Here is a 22,495-nt window from a genome sequence, read left to right as displayed (position 1 = left end):
CGAATGTCACACCGGTGCAGTTGAACTGAACCGATGTGACATTCGGCGCGGGAGGTGGGGTCAGGAATGGGTCGCGAGGTACCGCGCCGGGTATTCGCCGCCGCCGTGGACGGCGAGATCGGCACCGTTCACATACGACGCCTGGGCGCTCGCGAGGAACAGGCAAGCGTCCGCGATGTCGGAGGGCACTGCCATCCGGCCCATCGGCAGGGTCCGGGTGACGGCGGCGCCGCCGTCCTCGCCGTAGACGGAGGCTGCACTCGCCGTGCGGATGAGGCCCGTGGTGATGTGGTTGATCCGCACCTTCGGAGCCCATTCGAGTGCAAGCGCTTTCGTCAGCACCAGCAGGCCCGCCTTCGCGGCGCTGTACGCGGCGGTGCCCGGCTGCGGGTCGTGAGCGGAGACGCTGCCGATGTTCACGATGGCACCGCCGCCGGGTTGTCCCTGCATCACCGCGTTGGCGGCCTGGGCGACGGTGAAGGGCGCGAGCAGATTCAGCGCGACGATCTTCTCGACGAAACGCGGCGAGACGGTGGCGGCGTCGGCGTCGGGCGACCCACCCGCGTTGTTGACGAGGACGTCGAGGCGGCCGTAGCGGGCGACGGCCTCGTCGATCAGTGCGGCGGCGTCGGCGTGGTCGCGGACGTCGGTGGCGCGGAACGCGGCGGCGCGGTCACCGTGCGCGGGCAGGCTGTCCGGCTCGGATCGGCCACAGACGAGCACGTTCGCGCCGGCGGCGAGAAACGATTCGGCGACGACGAAGCCGATGCCCTTGGTGCCGCCGGTCACGACGACGGTATGGCCACTGAAATCGGGATGCGGGAGTGTCACGGGAGGCCTTCGGGGTAAGGGAGCGCGAGGATTTCAGGCGCTCGAATGAGATCGGGTAATCGGCACGGACGCCGGAAGCAAGCAAATGCTTGGTGCGATAGTAGAGGAACGGGAGTGGCCATGAGCAAGCTCGACGGCAAGGTTGCGTTGATCACGGGTGCGGGGCAGGGAATCGGGCAGGGCATCGCCCTGGCGCTCGCCAAGGAGGGCGCGGCGATCGCCGTCGCGGGGCGGACGGAGTCGAAACTGCACACCACCTGCCGGATGCTTGCGGACTTCGGTGCACGCAGCGAGCCGGTCGCGTGCGACGTCAGCAGGCGCGAGGACATCGAGGCCGCGGTCGCAAGGACGGTGGACATGTTCGGCGGCGTCGACATCCTGGTCAACAACGCCAACGACAGCAGGCCGGGACCGATCCTGTCGGTGATCGACGAGGAGTACGAGCGGTCGTTCGCCACGGGACCGCTCGCGACGCTGCGCATGATGCAGTCGTGCCATCCGCACATGAAGGCACGCGGCGGCGGCGTGATCGTCAACCTCGTCACGTCGGCGGCCGTGCGCTGGGACGCGAGCAACTACGGCGCCTACGGTTCGGTCAAAGAGGGGATGCGCTCGCTGACCAGGTCGGCGGCGTGCGAATGGGGGCGGGACGGCATCCGGGTGCTGTCCGTCGCACCGCACGCGAAGAGCCCGGCCCTCGCGCGGTGGATGGACAGCAATCCGGACGAGGCGGCGGAATTCGTGGCAGGTATCCCGCTGGGCCGCGTCGGCGACCCCGAATCCGACATCGGCCGGGCCGTCGTCTTCCTCGTCGGCGAGGACGCCGGCTACCTCACCGGGGCGACCATCCCGCTGGACGGCGGGCAGTCCCGCTGGGGATGACGGTGACGGTCGAGGTCCCGCCCAGCGGGAAGGCCTGCGGACGGCGCCGCCGATCTGCACTAGTTTCGGCAGGATCGAATTACCGTACCGAGAGGGCACCGTCGCGATGACGACCGTTGAAACACCACGCAGTTCGCGATCAGTAGTGGTCACCGTGGCCGCTGTCGTGGAGGAGACGTCCGACGCCCGGTCGCTGGTCTTCGACGTCCCGGACGAGTGGCGGCCCGAATTCGCGTACAAGCCCGGGCAGTTCCTCACGCTGCGGATCCCGAGTGACCGGACGGGATCCGTCGCCCGGTGCTACTCGCTCGCCAGTTCGCCGTTCACGGACGCCCTTCCGAAGGTGACGATCAAACGCACCGCCGGCGGCTACGGCTCGCACTGGTTGTGCGACAACGTCGGCGTCGGCGACCGCATCGAGGTTCTGCCCCCCGCGGGAGTGTTCACCCCGGCCAGTCTGGACGAGGACCTGATCCTGTTCGCCGCGGGCAGCGGAATCACCCCGGTGATGTCGATCCTCAAGTCGGCGCTCAGCGAAGGAGGCGGGAAAGTCGTTCTCGTCTACGCCAATCGGGACGAAACGTCGATCATCTTCGCCGACGAGTTGCGGGGCCTCGCGGCCCGCCACGAGGATCGGCTGACCGTCGTGCACTGGCTCGAAAGCGTGCAGGGACTGCCGACGCCGCGGCAGCTGGTCACGCTGTCGGACCGGTTCCGGCACCACCGGGCCTACCTGTGCGGACCGCGGCCGTTCATGGACGCGATCCACGAGGCGCTCGCACTCGCCGGCGTCCCACGGGACCGGGTGCACGCCGAGGTGTTCACGTCGCTGTCCGGCGATCCCTTCGCGGAGGTCGCCGTCGAGGAACTGCCGGACACGGGAGAGGCGTCGACGGTCGAGGTGGGACTCGACGGCGAGGCGCACAACCTGAGCTGGCCACGCACGGCGACGCTCGTCGATGTCATGCTGTCGAAGGGGCTCGACGTCCCCTACTCCTGCCGCGAAGGCGAATGCGGTTCCTGCGCATGCACGGTGGTGGAGGGCGAAGTGGACATGGACAACGCGTCGATCCTCGATCCCGAGGACATCGCGAGCGGATACATTCTCGCCTGCCAGGCCCGTCCCGTCAGCGGACACGTGCGGATCGAGTTCTGACCGGGTGGGGTGACTCCACCCCTGGGGGTGCTTCGAAAGATGCTCCGGCGTGGGCAGAGTAGTACCTGTCACCGACACACCCCACTCGATCACCACCCCGGGAGAAACCGAATGATCAACGCCCGTCGCACCGCCGCCGCCATCGCCCTCGCCACCCTGCCGATCCTCGGTGCATTCGGAGCAGCCACGGTCGCTCACGCCGAGCCCATCGGCCCGAACGGACCCTCCGGTTTCTGCCCGATCGTGAACACGGACTCCCAGGGCAACGAGACGGTGACGCACGGCAAGCCCGGCGATCGCAACGGCGCCCTGGTGTGCGGAGCGGACGGCGAGTGGACGGTCGGCAAGTCGGGAGTCGTGAACAACGGTCCGGGCAGGATCCAGACTCAGCCGGGCATGTCGGTCCGTTAGCTCACGATCCGCCGACTGCCGCGCACCGATTTGCCGGTTTCCCGCGCGTTTACCGGCGAATCGCCGTGCGGCTGTGCTACTTCTCCGTCTGCGCCGCGGCGGCGCGGGCGTTGAGGTCTTCGAGGCGGATCGGGTACCGCGGCGGGTGACCGACGATCAGCTCGCGAGTAGCGCCGAGGTCGCGGTCGACGTGCAGCAGTTCGCCCGGTTGCAGCGGTGTCCAGCCCGGATCTTCGTCCATCTGCTCGCTGGCGACCACCACCGCCGGATAGTCGACGAGATGCTCGGACCTGGCGCGGATCCTGCCGGGGGTACTCGCGTGCTGGAGGTGGCGGCCACCGCTCGGACCACCGGCGCGCCGCTCCAGGAAGAGGAGATCGTGGGTGTCCGGGTACCGCAGCGCCCACAATTCGCCGGGCGTGGTCAGCAGGATGTTGAGCGCGTAGATCGGCACGTTGTCGGCCAGCCAGCGGGCGGCCGCGGTGATGCCGGCGGTGACGTCGCCGCCGTTGCGGCCGATCTCGCGGGTCACGAGTGCGAAGACGCGTTCGGAGTCGGTGTCGCCGCGGACGAGGCTCAGATCGGTGCCCAGTTCGGCCTCGAGTTTCGGTAGGTCCTCGACCACGCCGTTGTGGGCGAACACGCGGCCCGCCTGAGCGAAGGGATGCGTGTTCTGCGGAAGCAGTTCGCCGGTGGTCGCGAAACGGATGTGCGCGACGAACGTGGCCGAGTACCGATGCTTCGCCTCCTGTGCGAACTCCGCGTCCTCGTACGCCGCGAGAGGCTGCTTCTCCACCAGGGGAGTTCCGTCCTCCGCGAAGGTTCCGAGACCGGTGCCGTCGGGTTCCCTGTGGCTCTGCTGCGCGAGACTGTCGGGTGCGTCCAGCAGCCAGAACGAGGCGCGGACACGATGCGGGGCGGCGGACAACCCGAACAACCGGCACATGACGTTCCCTTCCGGCCGGACGACTCAGCGGTAGTCCGGGTTGGCGAAGTCGGGCCTGCATCCCGCGTCCCACTCCGAACGCTGATTCCCGTACACCGGGAATCCGCCGGCCGCTTTCAGCAGCGCCGCCGTGTGCATCAGGTTGTACGTCATGAACGTGGTGTTGCGATTGGTGAAATCGTTCTCGGGACCACCCGACCCCTCGTCGAGGTACGACGGGCCGGGGCCGGCCTCACCGATCCACCCGGCATCCGCCTGCGGTGGGATCACATATCCGAGATGCTGCAGGCTGTACAGGATGTTCATCGCGCAGTGCTTCACACCGTCCTCGTTCCCGGTGATCAGGCAGCCACCCGCGCGCCCGTAGTAGGCGTACTGGCCGTGGTCGTTGAGCAGCGACGAGCACCCGTACAGCCGCTCGATCACCTGCTTGGTGACGGAACCGTTGTCGCCCAGCCAGATCGGGCCGGCGAGGACGAGGATGTCGGCGTCCAGCACTCGCTGAAACAGCTGCGGCCATTCGTCGCTCGGCCATCCGTGCTCGGTCATGTCGGGGTACACGCCGGTCGCGATGTCGTGGTCCACCGCCCGGATCTGGTCGACTGTGACGCCTTCCTTCTCCATCAGGCCGACGCTGCGGTCGATGAGCCCCTGGGTGTTGCTCACGTCGGGGGACCGCTTGAGGGTGCAGTTGACGAACATGGCGCGCAGACCACTGAACCGCGGCCCGTCCTGGGGCGATGGATCGGTCATCAGTCCACGATAGGTCGCGGCGGGTGCTCTTCGTGGCAGAAAGGTCGTGCTAACTCTCGATCGGCGTCGCGGTCTCCAGCGCCGCGGCCAGGAAGTCCGCCGGGACGTCCGGCCACTCGGACTGCCAGCGGCCGGCGTGCAGATCCTCGAGGAGCGCCGTCAGCGCCGGCACCACCCGCGGGCCGCCGTCGATCAGATAGCGCACGAAGCCTATTCGCGCGCACGTCGCGGCGACCGCGGCGAGCACCGGTTTCGCCTCGTCGATCCGGCCCGCTGCCACCAGGCACGCGACGAGCAGGCGGTTGGCCTGCATGGCCGCCCTCGGCCTGCTCTCCCGCTCGACCCGGCGCACCCACTCCTCCGCGCGGCGGCACGCGGCATCGGGGTCGGTGGCCGACAGCGTCCGGATCTCGGTGGCGTCGTCGAGTTGTGCGACGATCTCGGCAAAGCCGAAATCTGGTACCCGGGTGGATTTTCCGTCCATGGGCGGAGGCTGTGGCGACGCGGGCAGGCCGAGCCTGACCCGCTCGTTCTCCACCCGGGCCCGCAGCCGGGGGAGCCCGAGTGACGCCGCCGCGGACGCTCCCTCGTCGAGGTGGCGGGCAGCGGACACGAGGTCGCCGCGTCCCGCTTTCAGCCGTGCGCCCGTCACGAAGCGGGCGATCATGAAGTCGACGATGCCGCCCTCGGGCCCGAGTTCGTAGCTCTCGTCGAGAAGCCGCTCGGCCTCGTCGAGGTGACCCAGCTCGTACATCAGCTCGCCCAGCAGCGCTCCCGCGAGACGCGCGGCGTGCGAATGGATTCCGGTCGATTTCGTGGCGGTCTGCACGGCCAGCCGGAAGTTGTCCTCGGCGGCGACGATGTCGAGTTGCTCCATCGCTGCGATTCCGGCGAAGCAGTAGCCGTACATCGAACTGAACGGTCCGACGGTCCGCTGGTGATACCCGGCCGCCCACTCCTGCAGGCGGCGGGCCTCCACGAAATCGAAACGGGCGATCGCGACGGCCGACGCGAGATTGGACCCCGCCGAAACCACCCACGCCCGCAGGGTTTCCGGCCGGGCCAGACATTCCGCGATCAGGTCGGGCACCCCCGCGACGCGATCGGACGACACGGCGATCACCGCGCGGACGATGTCGGCCTCCACCCGGATGTCCGCCTGCTCGGATTCGCTCAACGCCGAGGATTCGAGCGCCGACGACACCAGCGACAGCGCGCGCAACGTCGGTGCCACCCGTTGCAGCAGGATGTTCGCCCACGCGACCGCGATCTGGATGCGGGGACTGGACTCGACCAACGGCCGCGGCAACTTGTCGACCAGACCGAGGAGCGCGACCATCCGCGAGTGCTCCACCAGGTACATTCCCTGCTCCTCGACCACCGCGACGGCCATGTCGCGGTCGCCCGCCGCCAGTGCGTGATCCACTGCGTCGCTGACGTAGTGGCGGTCGGCGAACCAGTGCGCCGCCGCGCGGTGGAGGTCCTCCACGCGGGACGGATGATCACGTTCGAGGCGCCGGCGGAGATACTCGGCGAACAGGTGGTGGTACTCGAACCACTCCCTGTCCTCGTCGAGACTGCGCAGGAACAGGTCGCGGGATTCGACCTGTTCGAGCAGGGCCTGGCCGCGGGTCACGTTCGCCAGGACGCAGGCGAGGTCGCCGCAGAGTCGTTCGGTGACGGACGTGGCCAGCATGAAGTCGAGCAGCGCGGGCTCGAGCGTGCTGAGCACGTTCTCCGCCAGATACTCGCCGATCGCATGATGGCGCCCCGACATGTGCCGGATGAGATCGCCCGGGTCGGCGCGATCCCGCAGCGACAGCGACGCCAGCTGCAGCGCCGCCACCCAGCCGTCGGTGGTCTCCTCCAGCGCTTCCACGTCGGAGTCCTCCAAATGGAGTCCGCCGAGGTCGACCAGAAATCGCTGCGACTCGGTGAGGTCGAAACGTAAAGCCGCGGAGTCGATTTCGACGAGTTCGTCGCGCACCCGCATCTTGGCGAGCGGGAGCCCCGCCTGGGTTCGACTGCTCACCACCATCTGCAGGTGGTGGCAGCCGTTCTCCAGGATGAAGTCCATCGCGGCGATCGTCTCCGGAGACGTGACGCGATGCCAGTCGTCGATCATCACCACCACATGGCGTCTGCTGTCGTGGACCTGGTTCACCAGCGACGTCAGGACGTACCGTTCCGCTTCGGCCCCGTTCTCCTCGAGTGCCTGACCCAGCTCGTCCGCGAGGGTCGGATCCGCCCGGCGGATCGCTTCGACCAGGTGGGACAGGAACCACACCACGTTGTTGTCGTCGTTGTCCACCGTCAGCCACGCGACAGCGGCGCCGTCCTCGATCAGGACGTCGCGCCACTGGGCGGCCACGGTGCTCTTCCCGAAGCCGGCGGGTGCGTGGATGAGGGTCAGTCGCCTGCGCTGACCCAGCCGGAGCAGATCCAGGAGGCGGGTGCGCTCCACCAGAGAACGCATCGGGGTCGGCGGCCGGAATCGGGCGGCGGCGCTCGGCGGGGTGGCGCCCGACCGCCTGCGGTAGCTGCGATTGTGCCCGGACGTCGACGCCTGCGTGGTCGGAGACGAGGTGTGCTCGGTGCGCGGAAACTCATCGGCCGCGGCGGGCAGCGCCATCTCGTCCACGTCGAGCCCGTGCCTGCGTTCGATGTCGCGCAGTTCCTGGCCGAACTCGGCCGCCGAGACCGGTCGGTCGGCCGGGTCCTCGGACATGGCCCGTTCGATGGCGGCGCACACGTCGTCGGGAATGTCCTCACCCCGCAGGTCCGGCACGGGCTGGGTGGCGATCCGGAGGAACTGCGCCACGAGCCGCTCCCCGCTGCGCCGCTCGAACGCGGCATGACCGGTGAGCAGGCAGAACAGGGCGGCGCCCAGACCGTAGACGTCGGACGCCGGCGACGGCGGGTCGCCGCGCAGCACCTCCGGGGCGGTGAACGCCGGCGAACCGGTGATCATGCTCGACGTCGTCTCGAACCCACCGGAGACGCGCGCGATCCCGAAATCCGTCAGCTGCGGTTCGCCGTAACCGGTGAGCAGGATGTTCGCCGGCTTCACGTCCCGGTGCAGGGTGCCGAGCCGGTGCGCGGTCTCGAGGGCGCCGGAGAGCTTCACCCCGACGCGCAGCGTCTCGGTCCACGGCAGCGGACCCTCACGGCGAATCCAGGCGTCGAGCGAATTGCGCGGGTGGTACGGCATCACGATGTAGGGCCTGCCGCTGCGCGTCACCCCGGACTGCAGGATGTCCACCACGTGCGGATGACCCGACAGTTTCCCCATCGCGCGCTGTTCCCGCAGGAACCGTTCGCGGTCCTCGCCGCCCTGTCATCGCGCGCTGTTCCCGCAGGAACCGTTCGCGGTCCTCGCCCTCCAGATCGGAGGACAGCACCTTGATCGCGACGGTGCGGTCGAGGGCCGTCTGGAGGCAGCGGTAGACGACCCCGAACCCTCCCCGGCCGATCTCGCGCGCATCGTCGAACCCTTCCGCCGACAGCTCCGCGACGATGTCGGTCACGACGATCCGCCTGGTTGCCTGCGGATCCGAGTCGGTCGGCCCGGAACTGCTTTCCGGGGGTCGTGGCACACTCAATCCAATCACCTTCTCGGTGCACTGACGCCAGCATATCGCGACCGCACGACACCGAGAGCGTGTTCGAGAACGAGTAGACCCGAGGAGAATTCGACGGTGACGGATACCGGCATGGCGACTGTGGACACGAGCACGGCCGAGCAGACCCTGGCCCAGCTCCTCGACGCGCGAATCAGTTGCAGGGCCTACCTGCCGACACAGGTACCCCGCGACGTGATCGAGAGGATCCTCGCGCTCGCGCAGCAGACGCCGTCGTGGTGCAACACGCAGCCGTGGCAGGTCGCGATCACCGAGGGGGAGGGCACCGAGCGGTTCCGCGCCGGGCTGGCGCAGTACGTGCGCACCCACCCGCAGGAATCCGACTTCGACTTCCCTCGCGAATACACAGGCGCGCACAAGCGGCGCCGCCGGGAATGCGCCATGCAGCTGTACGCCAGCGTGGGCATCGCGGCCGGCGACCGCGCCGCGTCGGCCGAGCAGACGATGAAGAACTTCGACCTCTTCGGGGCTCCGCACGTCGCGATCGTCACCACCCACGAAGCGCTCGGCACGTACGGTGCCGTCGACTGCGGGCTGTACGTCGACACGTTCCTCCTCGCCGCGCAGAGCCTCGGAGTCGCGACCATTCCCCAGGCCGCGCTCGCCGGCAGTTCGCGGTTCATCCACGAGTTCTTCGGGCTCGAGGAGGACCGCCGCGTCGTCTGCGCCATCTCCTTCGGCTACCCCGACGCGGAGAACCCCGTCAACGGTTTCCGCACCGACCGCGAATCCGTAGCCGACGTCGCGCAGTGGGTGTCCGAGTAGCGTGCACGGCTCCGAATTGTCCGACCGGGACGCGCTGTTCGCCCGCCTGCGTCGCCGCCCCGATGTCGAGGGCCCCAACCTGGTGGCCGTCGATGCCGCCGACCGGCTGATCCTCGACGAGGCCGAGGCGGACCTGTCCGTGGCCCGCGCCGGGACGGTCGCCGTGATCGGCGACCACTACGGGGCCCTCACCCTCGGTGCCGCGGCGGCGCACGGTGTCACCGGAATCCGCGTGCACCAGGACCCGCTGACCGGTGAGCTGGCCCTGGCCGCCAACGCGGAGACGACCGGTCTGTCCGACCGCTACCGGTCGTGCGCGCTCGGCGAGGAACTGCTGGGCGGCGCGACGGTCGTGTTGATGCAACTTCCGCGGAGTCTGAGCGAGCTCACCGAGATCGCCGAGAACATCGCCCGCTACGCCGATCCGTCCGTCGTCGTCTACGCCGGTGGCCGCGACAAACACATCTCCACCGCCATGAACGACGTCCTCGGCCGCTCGTTCTCCGCCGTCCGCGCCAGCCTCGGCAGGCAGAAGTCGCGGGTGCTGACCGCGAGCGGTCCCGCCGCGCCGGCGGAGCAGACGTACCCCGTCACCGATCACCTCGCCGACATCGGGCTGGACGTCGTGTCGTACGGGGCCGCGTTCGCCGGCGCCAAACTCGACATCGGGACCCGGTACCTCCTCGACTTCCTGCCCCGCGTGAACCCCCGTGCCCGCACCGCCGTCGACCTCGGATGTGGAACGGGCATTCTCGCTGTCAGCCTCGCCCGGCTGTTGCCGGACGTGTCGGTGATCGCCACCGACCAGTCGTCCGCGGCGGTGGCATCGGCGGCGGCGACCGCGCGCGCCAACGGTTTCGGCGACCGGGTGAGCACACTGCGTGACGACGCCATGTCCACGCTCGGCACGGACAGTCAGGACGTCGTCCTGTGCAACCCGCCGTTCCACGTCGGAGCGGCCGTCCACACCGGTGGTGCGTCGAAGATGTTCGCCGAAGCCGGCCGCGTGCTCCGGCCCGGCGGCGAGCTGTGGACCGTCTACAACTCCCATCTCGGGTACCGGGGACGGTTGCAGCGGCTCGTCGGCACGACCGACGTCGTCGGGCGCAACCCCAAGTTCACCGTCACGCGGTCCGTGGCCTGACCGCCACGCCGGACCGGCCTCGTCTGGCGGGTGTCCACGCGGCACCGGTAGAGTCCGAATTGTCCGACCCGAAAGCGACGAACGGGAACTTGCGCCGGGTGCGGGACGTTCAACGTACAAGAGAACCGGATCCACCCGGCGAGCCACGAGAAGGGATGTGCACGGTGCGCACCACCAGTAACCCGGTGTTCCGCAACCTGCCCAAACAAGAGGGCAGCGGCGGATACGCCTCGTTCGGATCTACGACGGCCGGCGCCGCGCAGGTCACGCAGCAGTTCGGTCAGCCGCAGTACACCCAGGCCGAGCCCTACCGGACCGGCCCCGATCACCGTTCGATGACCATCGACGACGTGGTCACCAAGACCGGAGTCACGCTCGGCGTGCTCTCGGTGGCGGCGATCATCTCCTATTTCCTGGTGAGCAACAACGCGAACCTCGCGGGCCCGCTGGTCATCGGTGGCGGCCTCGTCGGTCTGGTGCTGGTCCTGGTGGCCACGTTCGGCCGCAAGATGGACAACCCCGGCATCGTCCTCGCCTACGCGGTGGCGGAAGGCCTGTTCCTCGGTGCCCTGTCGTTCATGTTCACCGACGTCACGTTCGGTGGAGTCGGGGGATCGGCGCTCATCGCCCAGGCGGTGCTCGGCACGTTCGGCGTGTTCTTCGGCATGCTCGTCGTCTACAAGACCGGCGCCATCCGGGTCACACCCCGTCTGACGCGGATGATCGTCGGCGCCCTCATCGGTGTCGTCGTCCTCGCCCTCGGCAACCTGATCGCCAGCTTCTTCACCGAAGGCGGCCTCGGCCTGCGCGACGGCGGTCCGATGGCGATCATCTTCAGCCTCGTGTGCATCGGTATCGCCGCGTTCAGTTTCCTGCTGGACTTCGACGCCGCCGACCAGCTGATCCGCGCCCAGGCGCCGGAGAAGGCAGCGTGGGGCGTCGCATTCGGACTCACCGTCACCCTCGTGTGGCTGTACGTCGAGATCCTACGACTGCTGAGCTACTTCAACAGCGACTAGTAGGTCCACGAGAAGGCCCCCGGGAGAATGCTCTCGGGGGCCTTCTCGCGCTTCGCGCCCGTGCGCCCTTCTGGTTGCTACCGCTACCAAAAGGGCGCACGAGCCCGGAGGGCCTAGCTCAGGCGCTCGAGGACCATTGCCATGCCCTGCCCGCCGCCGACGCACATGGTTTCGACGCCGAACGTCTTGTCCTGCTCGCGGAGGTTGTTGAGCAGGGTGTTGGTGATGCGGGCCCCGGTCATGCCGAAGGGGTGGCCGAGGGCGATGGCGCCGCCGGAGATGTTCAGCTTGTCCTCGTCGATCTTCAGCTCGCGGGCCGAGCCGAGCACCTGGACGGCGAACGCCTCGTTGATCTCGAACAGGTCGATGTCGGAGATGGACTTGCCGGCGATCGCGAGGGCCTTCTTGACGGCCTCGATCGGCCCGAGACCCATGATCTCGGGCGACAGGCCGGACACCCCGGTCGACACGATGCGGGCCAGCGGGGTCAGACCCAGCTGCTTGGCTTTCGTGTCGGACATGATGACCAGCGCGGCGGCGCCGTCGTTGAGGGGGCACGCGTTGCCGGCGGTCACGGTGCCGTCGGGCCGGAACACCGGCTTCAGCTGACTGATGCCCTCGTACGTGGTGCCGGTACGTGGGCCGTCGTCGGTGCTGACGACGGTGCCGTCAGGGAGGGTGACCGGGGTGATCTCCCGCTCGAAGAACCCGTTCTTGATGGCGTCCTCCGCGCGGTTCTGGGACCGGACGCCCCAGCGGTCCTGCTCCTCACGGGTGATGCCGGTGGCGGAGGCGACGTTCTCCGCGGTCTGGCCCATGGCGATGTACACGTCGGGGAGCTGATCGTTCTCGCGCGGGTCGGTCCACGCGACACCGCCCTCGGCGAGCTTCGCGGTCCGCGCCTCGGCGTCGGCGAAGCGGTCGTTCTTGGTGTTCGGCAGGCCGTCGGCGTTGCCGGTGACGAAGCTCGACACCGACTCGACGCCGGCGGAGATGAAGACGTCGCCCTCGCCGGCCCGGATCGCGTGCAGCGCCATGCGGGTGGTCTGCAGCGACGAGGAACAGTAGCGGTTGACGGTGACGCCGGGCAGGAAGTCGTAGCCCAGTTCCACCGCGACTACGCGGGCGATGTTGAACCCGGACTGGCCGGCGGGCTGACCGCACCCGAGCAGCAGGTCGTCGATCTCGGTGGGGTCGAGTTCCGGGACCTTCGCCAGCGCCGCGGCCACCATCTGCGTCGTCAGATCATCCGGTCGGATGGTCTTGAGCGAGCCCTTCATGGCTCGGCCGATCGGTGAGCGTACTGCGGAGACGATGACTGCCTCGGGCATGGAAACTCCTTTGTCAACTGCGGGTGCCGGTCTGTGTTTCAGACCACCCGTTCTGTGGCCTTCCCGACAACTTACGTCGCCGGGGGAGAGCGTGGACATCGCTATCTCACTCAGCGACCCGTCGCGCCCTCGTCGCGGCGGCCTCCTCGACCGCGAGGAGTTCGTCGAGGCGGCCGGGGGAGCGCCTCCTCGCGTCGCGTCGCCACAGAAAACGATTGAGCGACGCCGTCATTCGGGTCGACAGCTTGCGGGATTCCGCGGCCTCCGACACCTCGGGCAAATCGGGGAGCGGCCCGCCGTGCCACATCCCCAGCGCGGTCGCGAGCACGGGCACGATCTGGATCGCCGCCAGTTCGTATCCCGCCGCCGACGGGTGGAAGTGGTCGGCGGAGAACATCCGGTCGGGGGCCGCGAGGAACTCGGGCGCCAGCAGGTCGGCCAGCGCCACCGGATGGCCACCCGCCGCACTGGTCGCGGCCGCCTGCGCCCGGGCCAGCCGCAACCCCCACGTGCGGACGACGGTGCGCAGCGGTTGCGGGATCGCGGTCACCACTCCGAGGTCCGGGCAGGTCCCGACGACGACGGCGCACTCATGTTTCCGTAGCCGCTCGACGGCGTCGCCCAGCCTGCGTGCCGACGCCCGAATGGAGTTCTTGGACGTCACGTCGTTGGCGCCGACCAGGATCACCGCGGCGTCCGGCGGCGCTCCGGCGACGAACATCGCATCCACCTGCCCGCTGAGTCCGCGGGAGGTGGCGCCGCCGATCGCCTTGGTGCTCAACCGGATCCGCTTCCCGGTCTCGTCGGCGAGGCGCATCGCGATCTGCACGCCCGGCACGTCCTCCGCCGCCACACACCCCACGCCCGCGGCCGTCGAGTCACCGAAGATCATCAGGTGCACGTCGTACGGGGTGGTCCGTAGCCAGCGTTCGGGCACCGATGCGCCGGGGGAGTAGACGCCGTCGGCTTCCGGCGGCTTGGCGACGTTGCGCCCGATCACACCCCGCGCCGCCGTCGCCTGGGACATCAGATACGAGTACGCCACCCACGACAACGTGCCTGCGCTCGAACCCGCCACGACAGCCGTGGCCCCGGCCTTCACACCGGTCTGCCAGGTGCTCTTGGGCACTGGTCTCACCTTTCCGCTACCTGGTGCTCATCTCACGGGTTCCAGCGGCTGCGTCCGTACCAATCTAGTCGGATCGGGTCCCCCGTGCCGGACGTCCGTGAGCATCGGATCGGAGCATCTGGGAGCATGGAGGCATGCGCATCGCGGAACACGTCGTCGACCTGATCGGCAACACCCCTCTCGTCAAGCTCTCCTCTGTCATCGGTGAGAACCACGGGACCGTTGCAGCCAAGATCGAATACCTCAACCCGGGTGGAAGCTCGAAGGACCGCATCGCGGTCAAGATGATCGACGCCGCGGAGGCGTCGGGTGAGCTGAAGCCGGGCGGGACCATCGTCGAGCCCACGTCCGGTAACACCGGCATCGGCCTCGCCCTGGTGGCGCAGAAGCGCGGATACAAATGCGTCTTCGTCTGCCCCGACAAGGTCAGCGAAGACAAGCGGAACGTCCTCAAGGCCTACGGCGCCGAGGTCGTGGTGTGCCCCACCGCGGTCGCGCCCGAGCATCCGGACAGCTACTACAGCGTCTCCGACCGGCTCGCTCGCGAACTCCCCGGCGGCTGGAAGCCCAACCAGTACTCCAACCCGGGCGGCCCGCAGAGCCATTACGAGACCACCGGCCCCGAGATCTGGGCCGACACGGACGGCAAGATCACGCACTTCGTCGCCGGCGTCGGCACCGGCGGCACCATCACCGGCACCGGCCGCTACCTGAAGGAGGTGTCCGGCGGCAAGGTCAAGGTCATCGGCGCCGACCCCGAAGGTTCCGTGTACTCGGGCGGCACCGGGCGTCCGTACCTGGTCGAGGGCGTCGGCGAGGACTTCTGGCCCACCGCGTACGACCCTTCCGTCCCGGACGAGATCATCGCCGTGTCGGACGCCGACTCCTTCGAGATGACGCGCCGCCTCGCCCGCGAGGAGGGCCTGCTGGTCGGCGGTTCGTGCGGCATGGCCGTCGTCGCCGCACTGGAGGTCGCCAAGCGTGAAGGCCCCGACGCCGTCATCGTCGTTCTGCTGCCCGACGGCGGTCGCGGCTACCTGTCGAAGATCTTCAACGACAAGTGGATGGCGTCCTACGGTTTCCTCCGCACCCCGCTCGACGGCAAGCCCGACGAGAAGACCGTCGGCGACGTGCTCCGCGGCAAGTCCGGCGAACTTCCGGACCTCGTCCACACGCACCCGTCCGAGACACTCCGCGATGCCATCGAGATCCTGCGCGAGTACGGAGTGTCGCAGATGCCCGTCGTCGGCGCCGAGCCGCCCGTCATGGCCGGTGAGGTGGCGGGCAGCGTCACCGAGCGCGACCTGCTCAGTGCCGTGTTCGAGGGTCGCGCCCACCTCGCGGATCCGGTCGAAAAGCACATGAGCAAGCCTTTCCCGCTCATCGGTTCGGGTGAGCCCGTGTCGGCCGCCACCAAGGCGCTCGGCGACACCGACGCACTGATGGTCGTCGACGACGGCAAGCCCGCCGGGGTCATCACCCGTCACGACCTGCTCGGTTTCCTCAGCGCCGGCTCCTAGCCGGCACGTCGGTCTGGTCCCTGCTGCGCACGGAACGTACGGTGCACAGCAGGGTGCCGGTCCGGTGGTCGTGAGGGGGAAACGCAGTGAGTGCTCGTCTATGCCGTGGCCTGGTGGTCCCGGTCGCCGTGCTCGGGTTCGCCGCGGCCGGTTGCGGGAACAGCATCGAGGGCGCCGCCGTCGCGCAGTCGGGACCGGCGGACGTCGGGTCGGTGTCGTCGCCGGGGTCGCCCGTGTCCACCGACTGCGCTGCGCTGACGAGGGCGCTCGGGCGGCTCGTGTCGGACCGACCGCATCTCACCGAGGCCGTCCTCCCCGGGTCGATCGACCCCACCTGCTCGTGGTCCAAGGGGCCGACGAACGTCATGAGCACCATCACCGCGTCGGTCAAGCCTCAGGTCACCGATCCGGCAGTGCTCGTCGAGATGCGGAACGGGACGAACGTCGTCCCCGACCCCCGTTCCGCCGAGGTCGGCGGGGTGGTCCTCGACGTCGTGGCCATGGCCCTGCTCACGCCGGAACACAGCATCATCGTCAACGCGCTCGACCCCTCCGTCAGCACCGCGACCAAGCTCGACGTCGCCTTCGCCATCGCGAAGTATCTGGAGAAGTAGGTCCCCACTAGGCTGGGGGCCATGAGTGAGCAGCGCAGCAAAGCGGACAACATCAGCTGGCAGGGTTTCTCCACCAAGGCCGTGCACGCAGGATTCGACCCGGACCCGCAGACGGGCGCCGTGAACGTGCCGATCTACGCGAGTTCGACGTTCGCACAGGACGGCGTCGGCGGTATGCGGAACGGATTCGAGTACGCCCGCACCGGCAACCCCACGCGACGACCGCTCGAGGCCAACCTCGCCGCCCTCGAGTCGGGCACGTACGGTCGCGCCTTCGGTTCGGGCATGGCCGCCACCGACTGCCTGCTCCGCGCCGCGCTCCGGCCCGGCGACCACCTCGTCATCCCGAACGACGCCTACGGCGGAACGTTCCGCCTGATCGACAAGGTCTTCACGCAGTGGGGTATCGAGTACACGCCCGCCGCGGTGTCCGACGTCGACGCGGTCCGGGCCGCGATCCGTCCCAACACCAAGCTCGTGTGGGTCGAGACGCCCACCAACCCGCTGCTCAACATCGGTGACATCGAGGCACTGGCCGACGTGGCGCACGAGGCCGGCGCGAAGATCGTCGTCGACAACACGTTCGCGTCGCCGTACCTGCAGCAGCCGCTGCAGCTCGGTGCCGACGTCGCACTGCACTCGACCACCAAGTACATCGGCGGGCACTCCGACGTCGTCGGCGGCGCACTCGTCACCAACGACGAAGAGCTCGACACGGCGTTCGCGTTCCTGCAGAACGGTGCCGGGGCCGTCCCCGGACCCTTCGACGCGTTCCTCACGCTCCGCGGCATCAAGACCCTCTCGCTGCGCATGGAGCGGCACAGCGACAACGCCGAGCAGGTCGTCGAACTGCTCAGCGGGCACCCCGCGGTGTCGCAGGTGATCTACCCCGGGCTCGAGTCGCACCCCGGCCACAAGGTCGCCGAGAAGCAGATGCGGCGCTTCGGCGGCATGATCTCGGTGCGTCTCGCCGGCGGCAAGCAGGCCGCGCTGGACTTCTGCGCGCGCACCGAGATCTTCACCCTCGCCGAGTCGCTCGGCGGCGTCGAATCGCTGATCGAGCATCCGGGCGCCATGACCCACGCCTCGACCGCCGGTTCGCTCCTCGAGGTCCCGGACGACCTGGTGCGCCTGTCCGTCGGCATCGAAGACGCCGCCGACCTCGTGGGCGACATCGAGCAGGCGCTGAAGTAGTAGGCGGCTTCGCCGCCCGTGCGCCCTTTTGGTAGCTGGAACAACCGGAAAGGCGCACGGGCCGCAGGCCCTATGCTGGCCCGCGTGGAGCCTGTCACGCTGGATCAGATCAGAGCAGCTCGTAAGCTGCTGGACCCCGTCATGCGCCGGACGCCGGTGATCGCGTCCCGGGCGCTGTCGGAACGATGCGGGCACGTCGTCACGTTGAAGTGCGAAAACCTGCAGCGCACAGGATCGTTCAAACCGCGTGGTGCGTACAACCGGATCGCGAATTTGTCGGTAGCGGAACGGGCGTGCGGTGTCGTTGCGGCCAGTGCCGGCAATCACGCGCAGGGCGTGGCCTGGGCGGCCACTGAACTCGGCATCCCGTCCACCGTCTTCATGCCCACCGGCGCACCCCTTCCGAAACTCGTCGCCACCAAGGCGTACGGCGCCACTGTCCACCTCACCGGCGACACGGTCGACGACGCGCTGGTCGCGGCGAGGGCGTACGCGGACGAGACCGGTGCCGTCCTCATCCACCCGTTCGATCACGCCGACATCGTCGCGGGGCAGGGGACCGTCGGGCTCGAGGTCCTCGAGCAGGAACCCGACGTCGGTACGATCGTCGTCCCGACCGGGGGCGGTGGCCTGATCGCGGGCATCGCCGCGGCGGTGAAGGCCACCCGCCCCGACGTGCGGATCGTCGGCGTCCAGGCCGAGCAAGCGGCCGCGTGGCCGCGTTCGCTGGCGGAGGGCCGCCCGATTCCGCTGGAGACCATGTCGACGATGGCCGACGGTATCGCGGTCGGCAGACCTGGTGACGTGCCGTTCGCGCACGTCGGCACTCAGGTCGACGCCATCGTCACGGTCAGCGAAGACGCGCTGTCCAGGGCGTTGTTGTTGTGCCTCGAGCGCGCGAAGCTCATCGTGGAGCCCGCGGGTGCGGCGGCGGTGGCCGCGCTGATCAGCTGCGCGGCGGAGGAGCTGGGACTCACCGGGACGGTGTGCGCGGTGCTCTCCGGCGGCAACATCGACCCGTTGCTGCTCACCCACGTCGTCAATCACGGTCTCCGAGCGGCGGGACGGTATCTCGGTGTGCACGTGACCATCCCGGACCGACCCGGCGGTCTGGTCAGCCTGCTCGGTGTGATCAGCGGCAACGGCGCCAGTGTCGTGGATGTCGTCCATTCCCGCACCGGCGGCGCGCTCGCGCTCGACGAGGTCGAGGTGTTCCTCACCGTCGAGACCCGCGGGCCCGGTCACCGGCAGGATCTTCTCGACGCCCTCCGCGACGCCCGGTACTCCGTCCGACTGCAGGAGTAGCCGGATCTAGTTCGGCCACCCGCCGAGGGTGATCACCCGGAACTCCTGGTCCACCAGCCGGGCGGGTAGCTCGAGGTTGGTGAGCCAGTCGACGGCGCCGCCGCCCATCCCCACCGCCGCCGTGCTCGACGCGTGCGCGGTGGTGCACGACGCGGCCACCACGGACACGGTGCGCCACAACGAGATCGAGTCGGGGTGCAGCGGTTTGACGGTGCTGGCGGTCGCGACGGCCGCACCCGACGGAATCGACACCTGGCAGGTTGGGTCGCCGGGCAGGTCCTGGACCTGGACCTGCCAGCCGCCGGGCGGTGTGGTCCCCGCGGTGGCGATGTCTCCGCCGAGGGCCACCAGGACACCGCACCCGAGCAGCTCGGCCGTCGTCGACGCACAGTGATCGGCGGAACTCGCCCGCGCGGTCGCCGTCAGGTCGAGTTCCACTCCGGCGGGAAGCGTTATCTCCGTGCCTTCGACGGTGATCGACCGCCACGCGTGCGGGGCAGGGGACGAGGCCGTGGGGTCGAGCGCTCCTTCTGTCGTGCGCGCCGCGGCGAGGGCGTCGGCGAGGAACCGGGCGAACATCGGTGTGACCGTGTTCCGGCCCTCGTCGAGCGAGCGGATCTCGGCGTCCGCACGGTCCCGGTTGACCGCGGCGTCGGCGGCTGCGAGGTACCCGCGGATCAGGTTCGACGCCGAACTCAGCGCGTCCGGGTCGGTGACGACGATGCGGGCGTGCACACCCCAGGTGGACCATTCGGTTGCGCTGCGCGCGCTGGTCATCGGTGGATCTCCGGTTGTTTCAGGAACCGCTGGACAGGGCGTCCGGTGCGCCGAATCCAGCCGAGACGAGGGGCGCTGCCACCGACGAATCGGGGGTCGCGGGGTCGGCGGCGGCTGCCGCCATACCACCACCTGCGACGAGTCCGGCGATTCCAGCTGCTGCCAAGACACGGCGAACGGGAAGCAGGCGGGTGATCCGTCGGTCTTCACTCATGCCGACCAGCTTCCCCGACGAACCTTAGAACAACCTGGGAAGAATCTGTCTCTCCTCCCCGAGTGCGCAGTCGGTTCCGTGGGCGTGATTCGCCCGGTGCCGCTATCCCGCAGGTCACAGCAGGAAACGGAGCAATCCCGCAGAATCGCCTCGCACCTGCTGTGCCCCGTCGTAACGTGAACTCACTCGGTTAGGTGCACCGAGGAGGAGGAGCGCACGTATGTCAGTTGATGCAGCGGCGATCATCGTGGCGATCACCACCGCAGCGGGGGCCATCGTTCAGGGAGCGGACATACCGCAGCCGGTGAAAGATCAAGCAGCCGAAGCAATTCATGTGGTCGAGCAGGCCTCACCCGACGTTCAGAAACAAGTTGACAACGCAATATCGTCCCTCCCCGAGCCGGCCCGTGCACAGGCCGAGCAGATGGTTGCCCAGGCTTCGGATGTGGTGAAGCAGGCAACCGACCCCTACATTCCGCCACCGCCCGCCCTCGAAGCGGCACCGCCGCCCGCCCCGGTCGCACCATTGGTGCTCCCGGACGCACCGCTCGACCAGCCTCCCGCGCCGAGTGCCCCCGACGTCGGAACGGCGATCGGGGGTCTGGCCGCCCTGCCCGGCGTCCCGGCGCTCATCAGCGGTCTCGGGTCGCTGATCCCGTCCGTCCCCGCCGGGTTTCCCGGTGTCTCGCTCGCGCCGGTCGGTGCCATCGCCGTCTTCGCGCCGTGGATCCGCAAGGCCGGGTCGCTGTGCGAGGGCATCAAGCCGCCGACACTGGCGGCCCTGTACTCGGTCGAGAACGGCTTCCGGTACGGCGCCACGTCGCCCGTGTCCCGGGCAGGTGCCCGCGGCCCCGGTCAGTTCATGCCCGCTGCCTGGGCCAAGTACGGCAAGGACGCCGACGGCGACGGCAAGGTCGACATCAACGGCGTCGCCGACCCGATGATGGCGTCCGGCCAGATGCTGTGCGACCTGTTCGGGCAGATCGACGGCTGGAAGAAGGAGGGAGTCGTCAAGGGCGACACCCTCGACCTCACGATCGCCGCCTACAACGCGGGTGCGGGCGCGGTCCGGTCGGCCGGTGGCATGCCCGCCGGGAAGTTCGACTACGAGCACGAAACCCAGCCGTACGTCGCACGGATCCGCTCGCTCGAGGACTCGTTCGCGCGGATGCTGTCACCGTTCTTCTACGGCGCCGCCGCCGGCGACACGAGCCGTGTCGTCGAAGCGGCCATGCGGTTCATCGGACTGCCGTACGTGTGGGGCGGCGGCAACATCAACGGGCCGTCCGGTGGCGGTTTCGACTGCTCCGGTCTGACGTCCTTCGCTGTGTACGCCGCCACCGGCATCAAGCTGCCCCGCACGTCGGAGACCCAGTGGGGTGTCGGCGTCGAGGTGCCGCTGTCCGAGGCCAGGCCCGGGGATCTGCTGTTCGGCAACTGGCAGTCGGGTGGGCCGGGGCACGTGGCGATCTACGTCGGTAACGGTTTGATGCTGCACGCGCCGACCACCGGGGACGTCGTGCGCATCGGACCCGTGTTCGCCGGCATGAAGGCTCGCCGGCTCTTCTGAAGAACCGTGCGTCCGAAAAACGCAGAAACTCCGGCCCGGGCGCTGGGCCCGGACCGGAGTTTTCGGCGGTGGATCCGAGATCAGCTGTGGTACGGCTCCGCGCTGACGAGCGTCACCTTCATGCTGCTGCCGTTGGGCAGCGTGTATTCGCGGGTCTCGCCGACCTTCGCCTCGAGCAGTGCGCCACCCAGCGGGGAGTTGGGGGAGTAGACCTCGAGCTTGTTGTCGCGGGCACCCTCTTCGCGGGTGGCGATCAGGAACGTCTCGGTGTCCTTCTCGTCGCCGTCGTAGTAGACCTTCACCACGGAACCGGGCAGCGCGACACCGGATTGGGTGGGGGCCTCGCCGACCTTCGCGCTGTTCAGGAGTTCCTGAAGCTGGCGGATGCGCGCCTCCTGCTGGCCCTGCTCTTCGCGGGCCGCGTGGTAGCCGCCGTTCTCCTTCAGATCGCCCTCTTCGCGACGCTCGTTGATTTCGGCGGCGATGACCGGACGATTGGCAATGAGCTGGTCGAGTTCGCTCTTGAGCCTGTCGTGTGACTCCTGGGTCAGCCAGGTCACCTGGGTCTCGGTCATCTCGATCACTCCCTCGTAGTTGGAGCCGCCGGGCTCCCTCGACAGACCACTGCAACAGCAGTGATCAACGGCTCGGCGGATTCGAGGGCCGCAGCCGTTCGGGTTCCGCCTTGCCGCCAATGCAGCAATACACGGTTCCAAACGGAACCGTGTATCAGGCGATTCTAGCACGATCGGGGAGTGCAACCCCCGAATAAGCCGAACGGTCGCTCGGGTTCGGGTGTGTCAGCCGCGGGTGAGATAGGCGGGAACGTCCAGGCTGCAGCCGTAGATGTCGCCCATGGCCGGCGGCCGCGAAGTGTAGACGGGTGCGGTGACCTTCACCGTCTGATCCTCGCCGCCGGCGATGAAGACCTCCCGGCGGCCGGTCTCGGAACCGTCCTTGGAGCGCGAGCGGACGATGCAGACCGCGTCCCGGGACGGGTCCTCGCGCGTGACGGTGAACGTGATGTCGAGTTGCGAATCACTCACCAGATCGAACGACGTGGCCTCACTGTCGATCTCGGAGACGGCGAACTTGTCGTATGCGACGAACGCCACGATCACGCCGACCACCACGACTGCTGCGGACAGCGCCCACACGAGCCAGCGCTTCGAATGCGCAGGCTTTGCCGCGGCTGTGTATCGGCCGGGGGGAAGCGTTCTCGTCATCTCTCAACTCTCGTACCGCTCCGGTTCCCTGTAACTCACAGCACTCGAGCGGGGGCACGGCTGCAAG

Annotated in this window: 20 protein-coding genes and 1 pseudogene; 11 read left to right on the top strand and 10 right to left on the bottom strand. The window is 68.7% G+C overall.

The window, feature by feature from the left end:
- Nucleotides 1–60: 60 nt before the first annotated feature.
- Nucleotides 61–831 (bottom strand): SDR family oxidoreductase, encoded by a 771-nt coding sequence (locus H0B43_RS07575; RefSeq protein WP_185728512.1) that lies wholly within the window; start codon nucleotides 829–831, stop codon nucleotides 61–63.
- A gap of 120 nt (nucleotides 832–951) precedes the next feature.
- Between H0B43_RS07575 and H0B43_RS07570 the strand changes: the two genes are divergently transcribed.
- From H0B43_RS07570 to H0B43_RS07560, 3 genes are all read left to right on the top strand, one after another.
- Entirely contained in the window at nucleotides 952–1,713 is a 762-nt protein-coding gene (locus H0B43_RS07570) for an SDR family NAD(P)-dependent oxidoreductase (RefSeq protein WP_185728513.1), read from the top strand.
- 106 nt (nucleotides 1,714–1,819) lie between these two features.
- Nucleotides 1,820–2,869 (top strand): ferredoxin--NADP reductase, encoded by a 1,050-nt coding sequence (locus H0B43_RS07565; protein WP_185728514.1) that lies wholly within the window; start codon nucleotides 1,820–1,822, stop codon nucleotides 2,867–2,869.
- Between the two features lie 111 nt (nucleotides 2,870–2,980).
- Nucleotides 2,981–3,280, top strand: a complete 300-nt coding sequence (locus tag H0B43_RS07560) for a hypothetical protein (RefSeq protein ID WP_185728516.1) — start codon at nucleotides 2,981–2,983, stop codon at nucleotides 3,278–3,280.
- A gap of 76 nt (nucleotides 3,281–3,356) precedes the next feature.
- Here H0B43_RS07560 and H0B43_RS07555 read toward each other — a convergent pair whose 3' ends face one another.
- The 3 genes and pseudogenes from H0B43_RS07555 to H0B43_RS07545 form a co-directional block, all read right to left on the bottom strand.
- A complete protein-coding gene (locus tag H0B43_RS07555; RefSeq protein ID WP_185728518.1) occupies nucleotides 3,357–4,226 on the bottom strand; it encodes a class II glutamine amidotransferase in 870 nt (289 codons plus the stop codon).
- A 24-nt stretch (nucleotides 4,227–4,250) separates the two neighbouring features.
- The gene (locus H0B43_RS07550) at nucleotides 4,251–4,979 is read right to left on the bottom strand and encodes a flavodoxin family protein (protein ID WP_185728520.1); all 729 of its coding nucleotides are present in this window, start codon (nucleotides 4,977–4,979) and stop codon (nucleotides 4,251–4,253) included.
- A 49-nt stretch (nucleotides 4,980–5,028) separates the two neighbouring features.
- Nucleotides 5,029–8,575: pseudogene (locus H0B43_RS07545) on the bottom strand (protein kinase).
- Between the two features lie 102 nt (nucleotides 8,576–8,677).
- On the opposite strand from H0B43_RS07545, the gene H0B43_RS07540 reads away from it, so the two are divergent.
- From H0B43_RS07540 to H0B43_RS07530, 3 genes are all read left to right on the top strand, one after another.
- Entirely contained in the window at nucleotides 8,678–9,385 is a 708-nt protein-coding gene (locus H0B43_RS07540; protein WP_185728522.1) for a nitroreductase, read from the top strand.
- Between the two features lies 1 nt (nucleotide 9,386).
- Complete coding sequence (locus tag H0B43_RS07535) at nucleotides 9,387–10,529, top strand: methyltransferase (RefSeq protein ID WP_185728524.1); 1,143 nt, start codon at nucleotides 9,387–9,389, stop codon at nucleotides 10,527–10,529.
- 164 nt (nucleotides 10,530–10,693) lie between these two features.
- The gene (locus H0B43_RS07530; RefSeq protein WP_185728525.1) at nucleotides 10,694–11,548 is read left to right on the top strand and encodes a Bax inhibitor-1/YccA family protein; all 855 of its coding nucleotides are present in this window, start codon (nucleotides 10,694–10,696) and stop codon (nucleotides 11,546–11,548) included.
- Between the two features lie 113 nt (nucleotides 11,549–11,661).
- On the opposite strand, the gene H0B43_RS07525 is transcribed toward H0B43_RS07530, so the two are convergent.
- Both H0B43_RS07525 and H0B43_RS07520 read right to left on the bottom strand, forming a co-directional pair.
- Nucleotides 11,662–12,879 carry an acetyl-CoA C-acetyltransferase gene (locus H0B43_RS07525; protein WP_185728527.1) on the bottom strand — a complete coding sequence of 406 codons (1,218 nt, stop codon included), beginning with the start codon at nucleotides 12,877–12,879 and terminating at the stop codon, nucleotides 11,662–11,664.
- Between the two features lie 106 nt (nucleotides 12,880–12,985).
- Nucleotides 12,986–14,008 (bottom strand): SGNH/GDSL hydrolase family protein, encoded by a 1,023-nt coding sequence (locus tag H0B43_RS07520; RefSeq protein ID WP_185728529.1) that lies wholly within the window; start codon nucleotides 14,006–14,008, stop codon nucleotides 12,986–12,988.
- Between the two features lie 134 nt (nucleotides 14,009–14,142).
- On the opposite strand from H0B43_RS07520, the gene H0B43_RS07515 reads away from it, so the two are divergent.
- From H0B43_RS07515 to ilvA, 4 genes are all read left to right on the top strand, one after another.
- Nucleotides 14,143–15,528, top strand: coding sequence for a cystathionine beta-synthase (locus H0B43_RS07515; RefSeq protein ID WP_185728531.1), 1,386 nt, complete (start codon nucleotides 14,143–14,145; stop codon nucleotides 15,526–15,528).
- 86 nt (nucleotides 15,529–15,614) lie between these two features.
- Nucleotides 15,615–16,142 carry a hypothetical protein gene (locus tag H0B43_RS07510; protein WP_185728533.1) on the top strand — a complete coding sequence of 176 codons (528 nt, stop codon included), beginning with the start codon at nucleotides 15,615–15,617 and terminating at the stop codon, nucleotides 16,140–16,142.
- 21 nt (nucleotides 16,143–16,163) lie between these two features.
- Nucleotides 16,164–17,336 carry a cystathionine gamma-synthase gene (locus tag H0B43_RS07505; RefSeq protein WP_185728534.1) on the top strand — a complete coding sequence of 391 codons (1,173 nt, stop codon included), beginning with the start codon at nucleotides 16,164–16,166 and terminating at the stop codon, nucleotides 17,334–17,336.
- Between the two features lie 72 nt (nucleotides 17,337–17,408).
- Complete coding sequence (gene ilvA, locus H0B43_RS07500) at nucleotides 17,409–18,641, top strand: threonine ammonia-lyase (RefSeq protein WP_185728535.1); 1,233 nt, start codon at nucleotides 17,409–17,411, stop codon at nucleotides 18,639–18,641.
- A gap of 6 nt (nucleotides 18,642–18,647) precedes the next feature.
- On the opposite strand, the gene H0B43_RS07495 is transcribed toward ilvA, so the two are convergent.
- Both H0B43_RS07495 and H0B43_RS07490 read right to left on the bottom strand, forming a co-directional pair.
- Entirely contained in the window at nucleotides 18,648–19,418 is a 771-nt protein-coding gene (locus H0B43_RS07495) for an FAD:protein FMN transferase (RefSeq protein ID WP_185728541.1), read from the bottom strand.
- 19 nt (nucleotides 19,419–19,437) lie between these two features.
- Complete coding sequence (locus H0B43_RS07490; protein WP_185728543.1) at nucleotides 19,438–19,632, bottom strand: hypothetical protein; 195 nt, start codon at nucleotides 19,630–19,632, stop codon at nucleotides 19,438–19,440.
- 220 nt (nucleotides 19,633–19,852) lie between these two features.
- Here H0B43_RS07490 and H0B43_RS07485 point away from each other — a divergent pair, with 220 nt between their 5' ends.
- Nucleotides 19,853–21,202, top strand: a complete 1,350-nt coding sequence (locus H0B43_RS07485; RefSeq protein ID WP_185728545.1) for a bifunctional lytic transglycosylase/C40 family peptidase — start codon at nucleotides 19,853–19,855, stop codon at nucleotides 21,200–21,202.
- A gap of 80 nt (nucleotides 21,203–21,282) precedes the next feature.
- Here the strand turns inward: H0B43_RS07485 and greA are convergent, their stop codons facing one another.
- Nucleotides 21,283–21,777, bottom strand: coding sequence for a transcription elongation factor GreA (greA, locus tag H0B43_RS07480; RefSeq protein WP_005238978.1), 495 nt, complete (start codon nucleotides 21,775–21,777; stop codon nucleotides 21,283–21,285).
- 225 nt (nucleotides 21,778–22,002) lie between these two features.
- A complete protein-coding gene (locus H0B43_RS07475) occupies nucleotides 22,003–22,428 on the bottom strand; it encodes a DUF4307 domain-containing protein (RefSeq protein WP_185728546.1) in 426 nt (141 codons plus the stop codon).
- Nucleotides 22,429–22,495 lie beyond the last annotated feature (67 nt).

The sequence above is a fragment of the Rhodococcus sp. 4CII genome (genome assembly GCF_014256275.1).
GTDB classification, from domain to species: Bacteria; Actinomycetota; Actinomycetes; order Mycobacteriales; family Mycobacteriaceae; genus Rhodococcus_F; species Rhodococcus_F wratislaviensis_A.
Note: the sequence above shows the minus strand (reverse complement) of the source record. Positions and strands in the feature narration are given on the sequence as shown.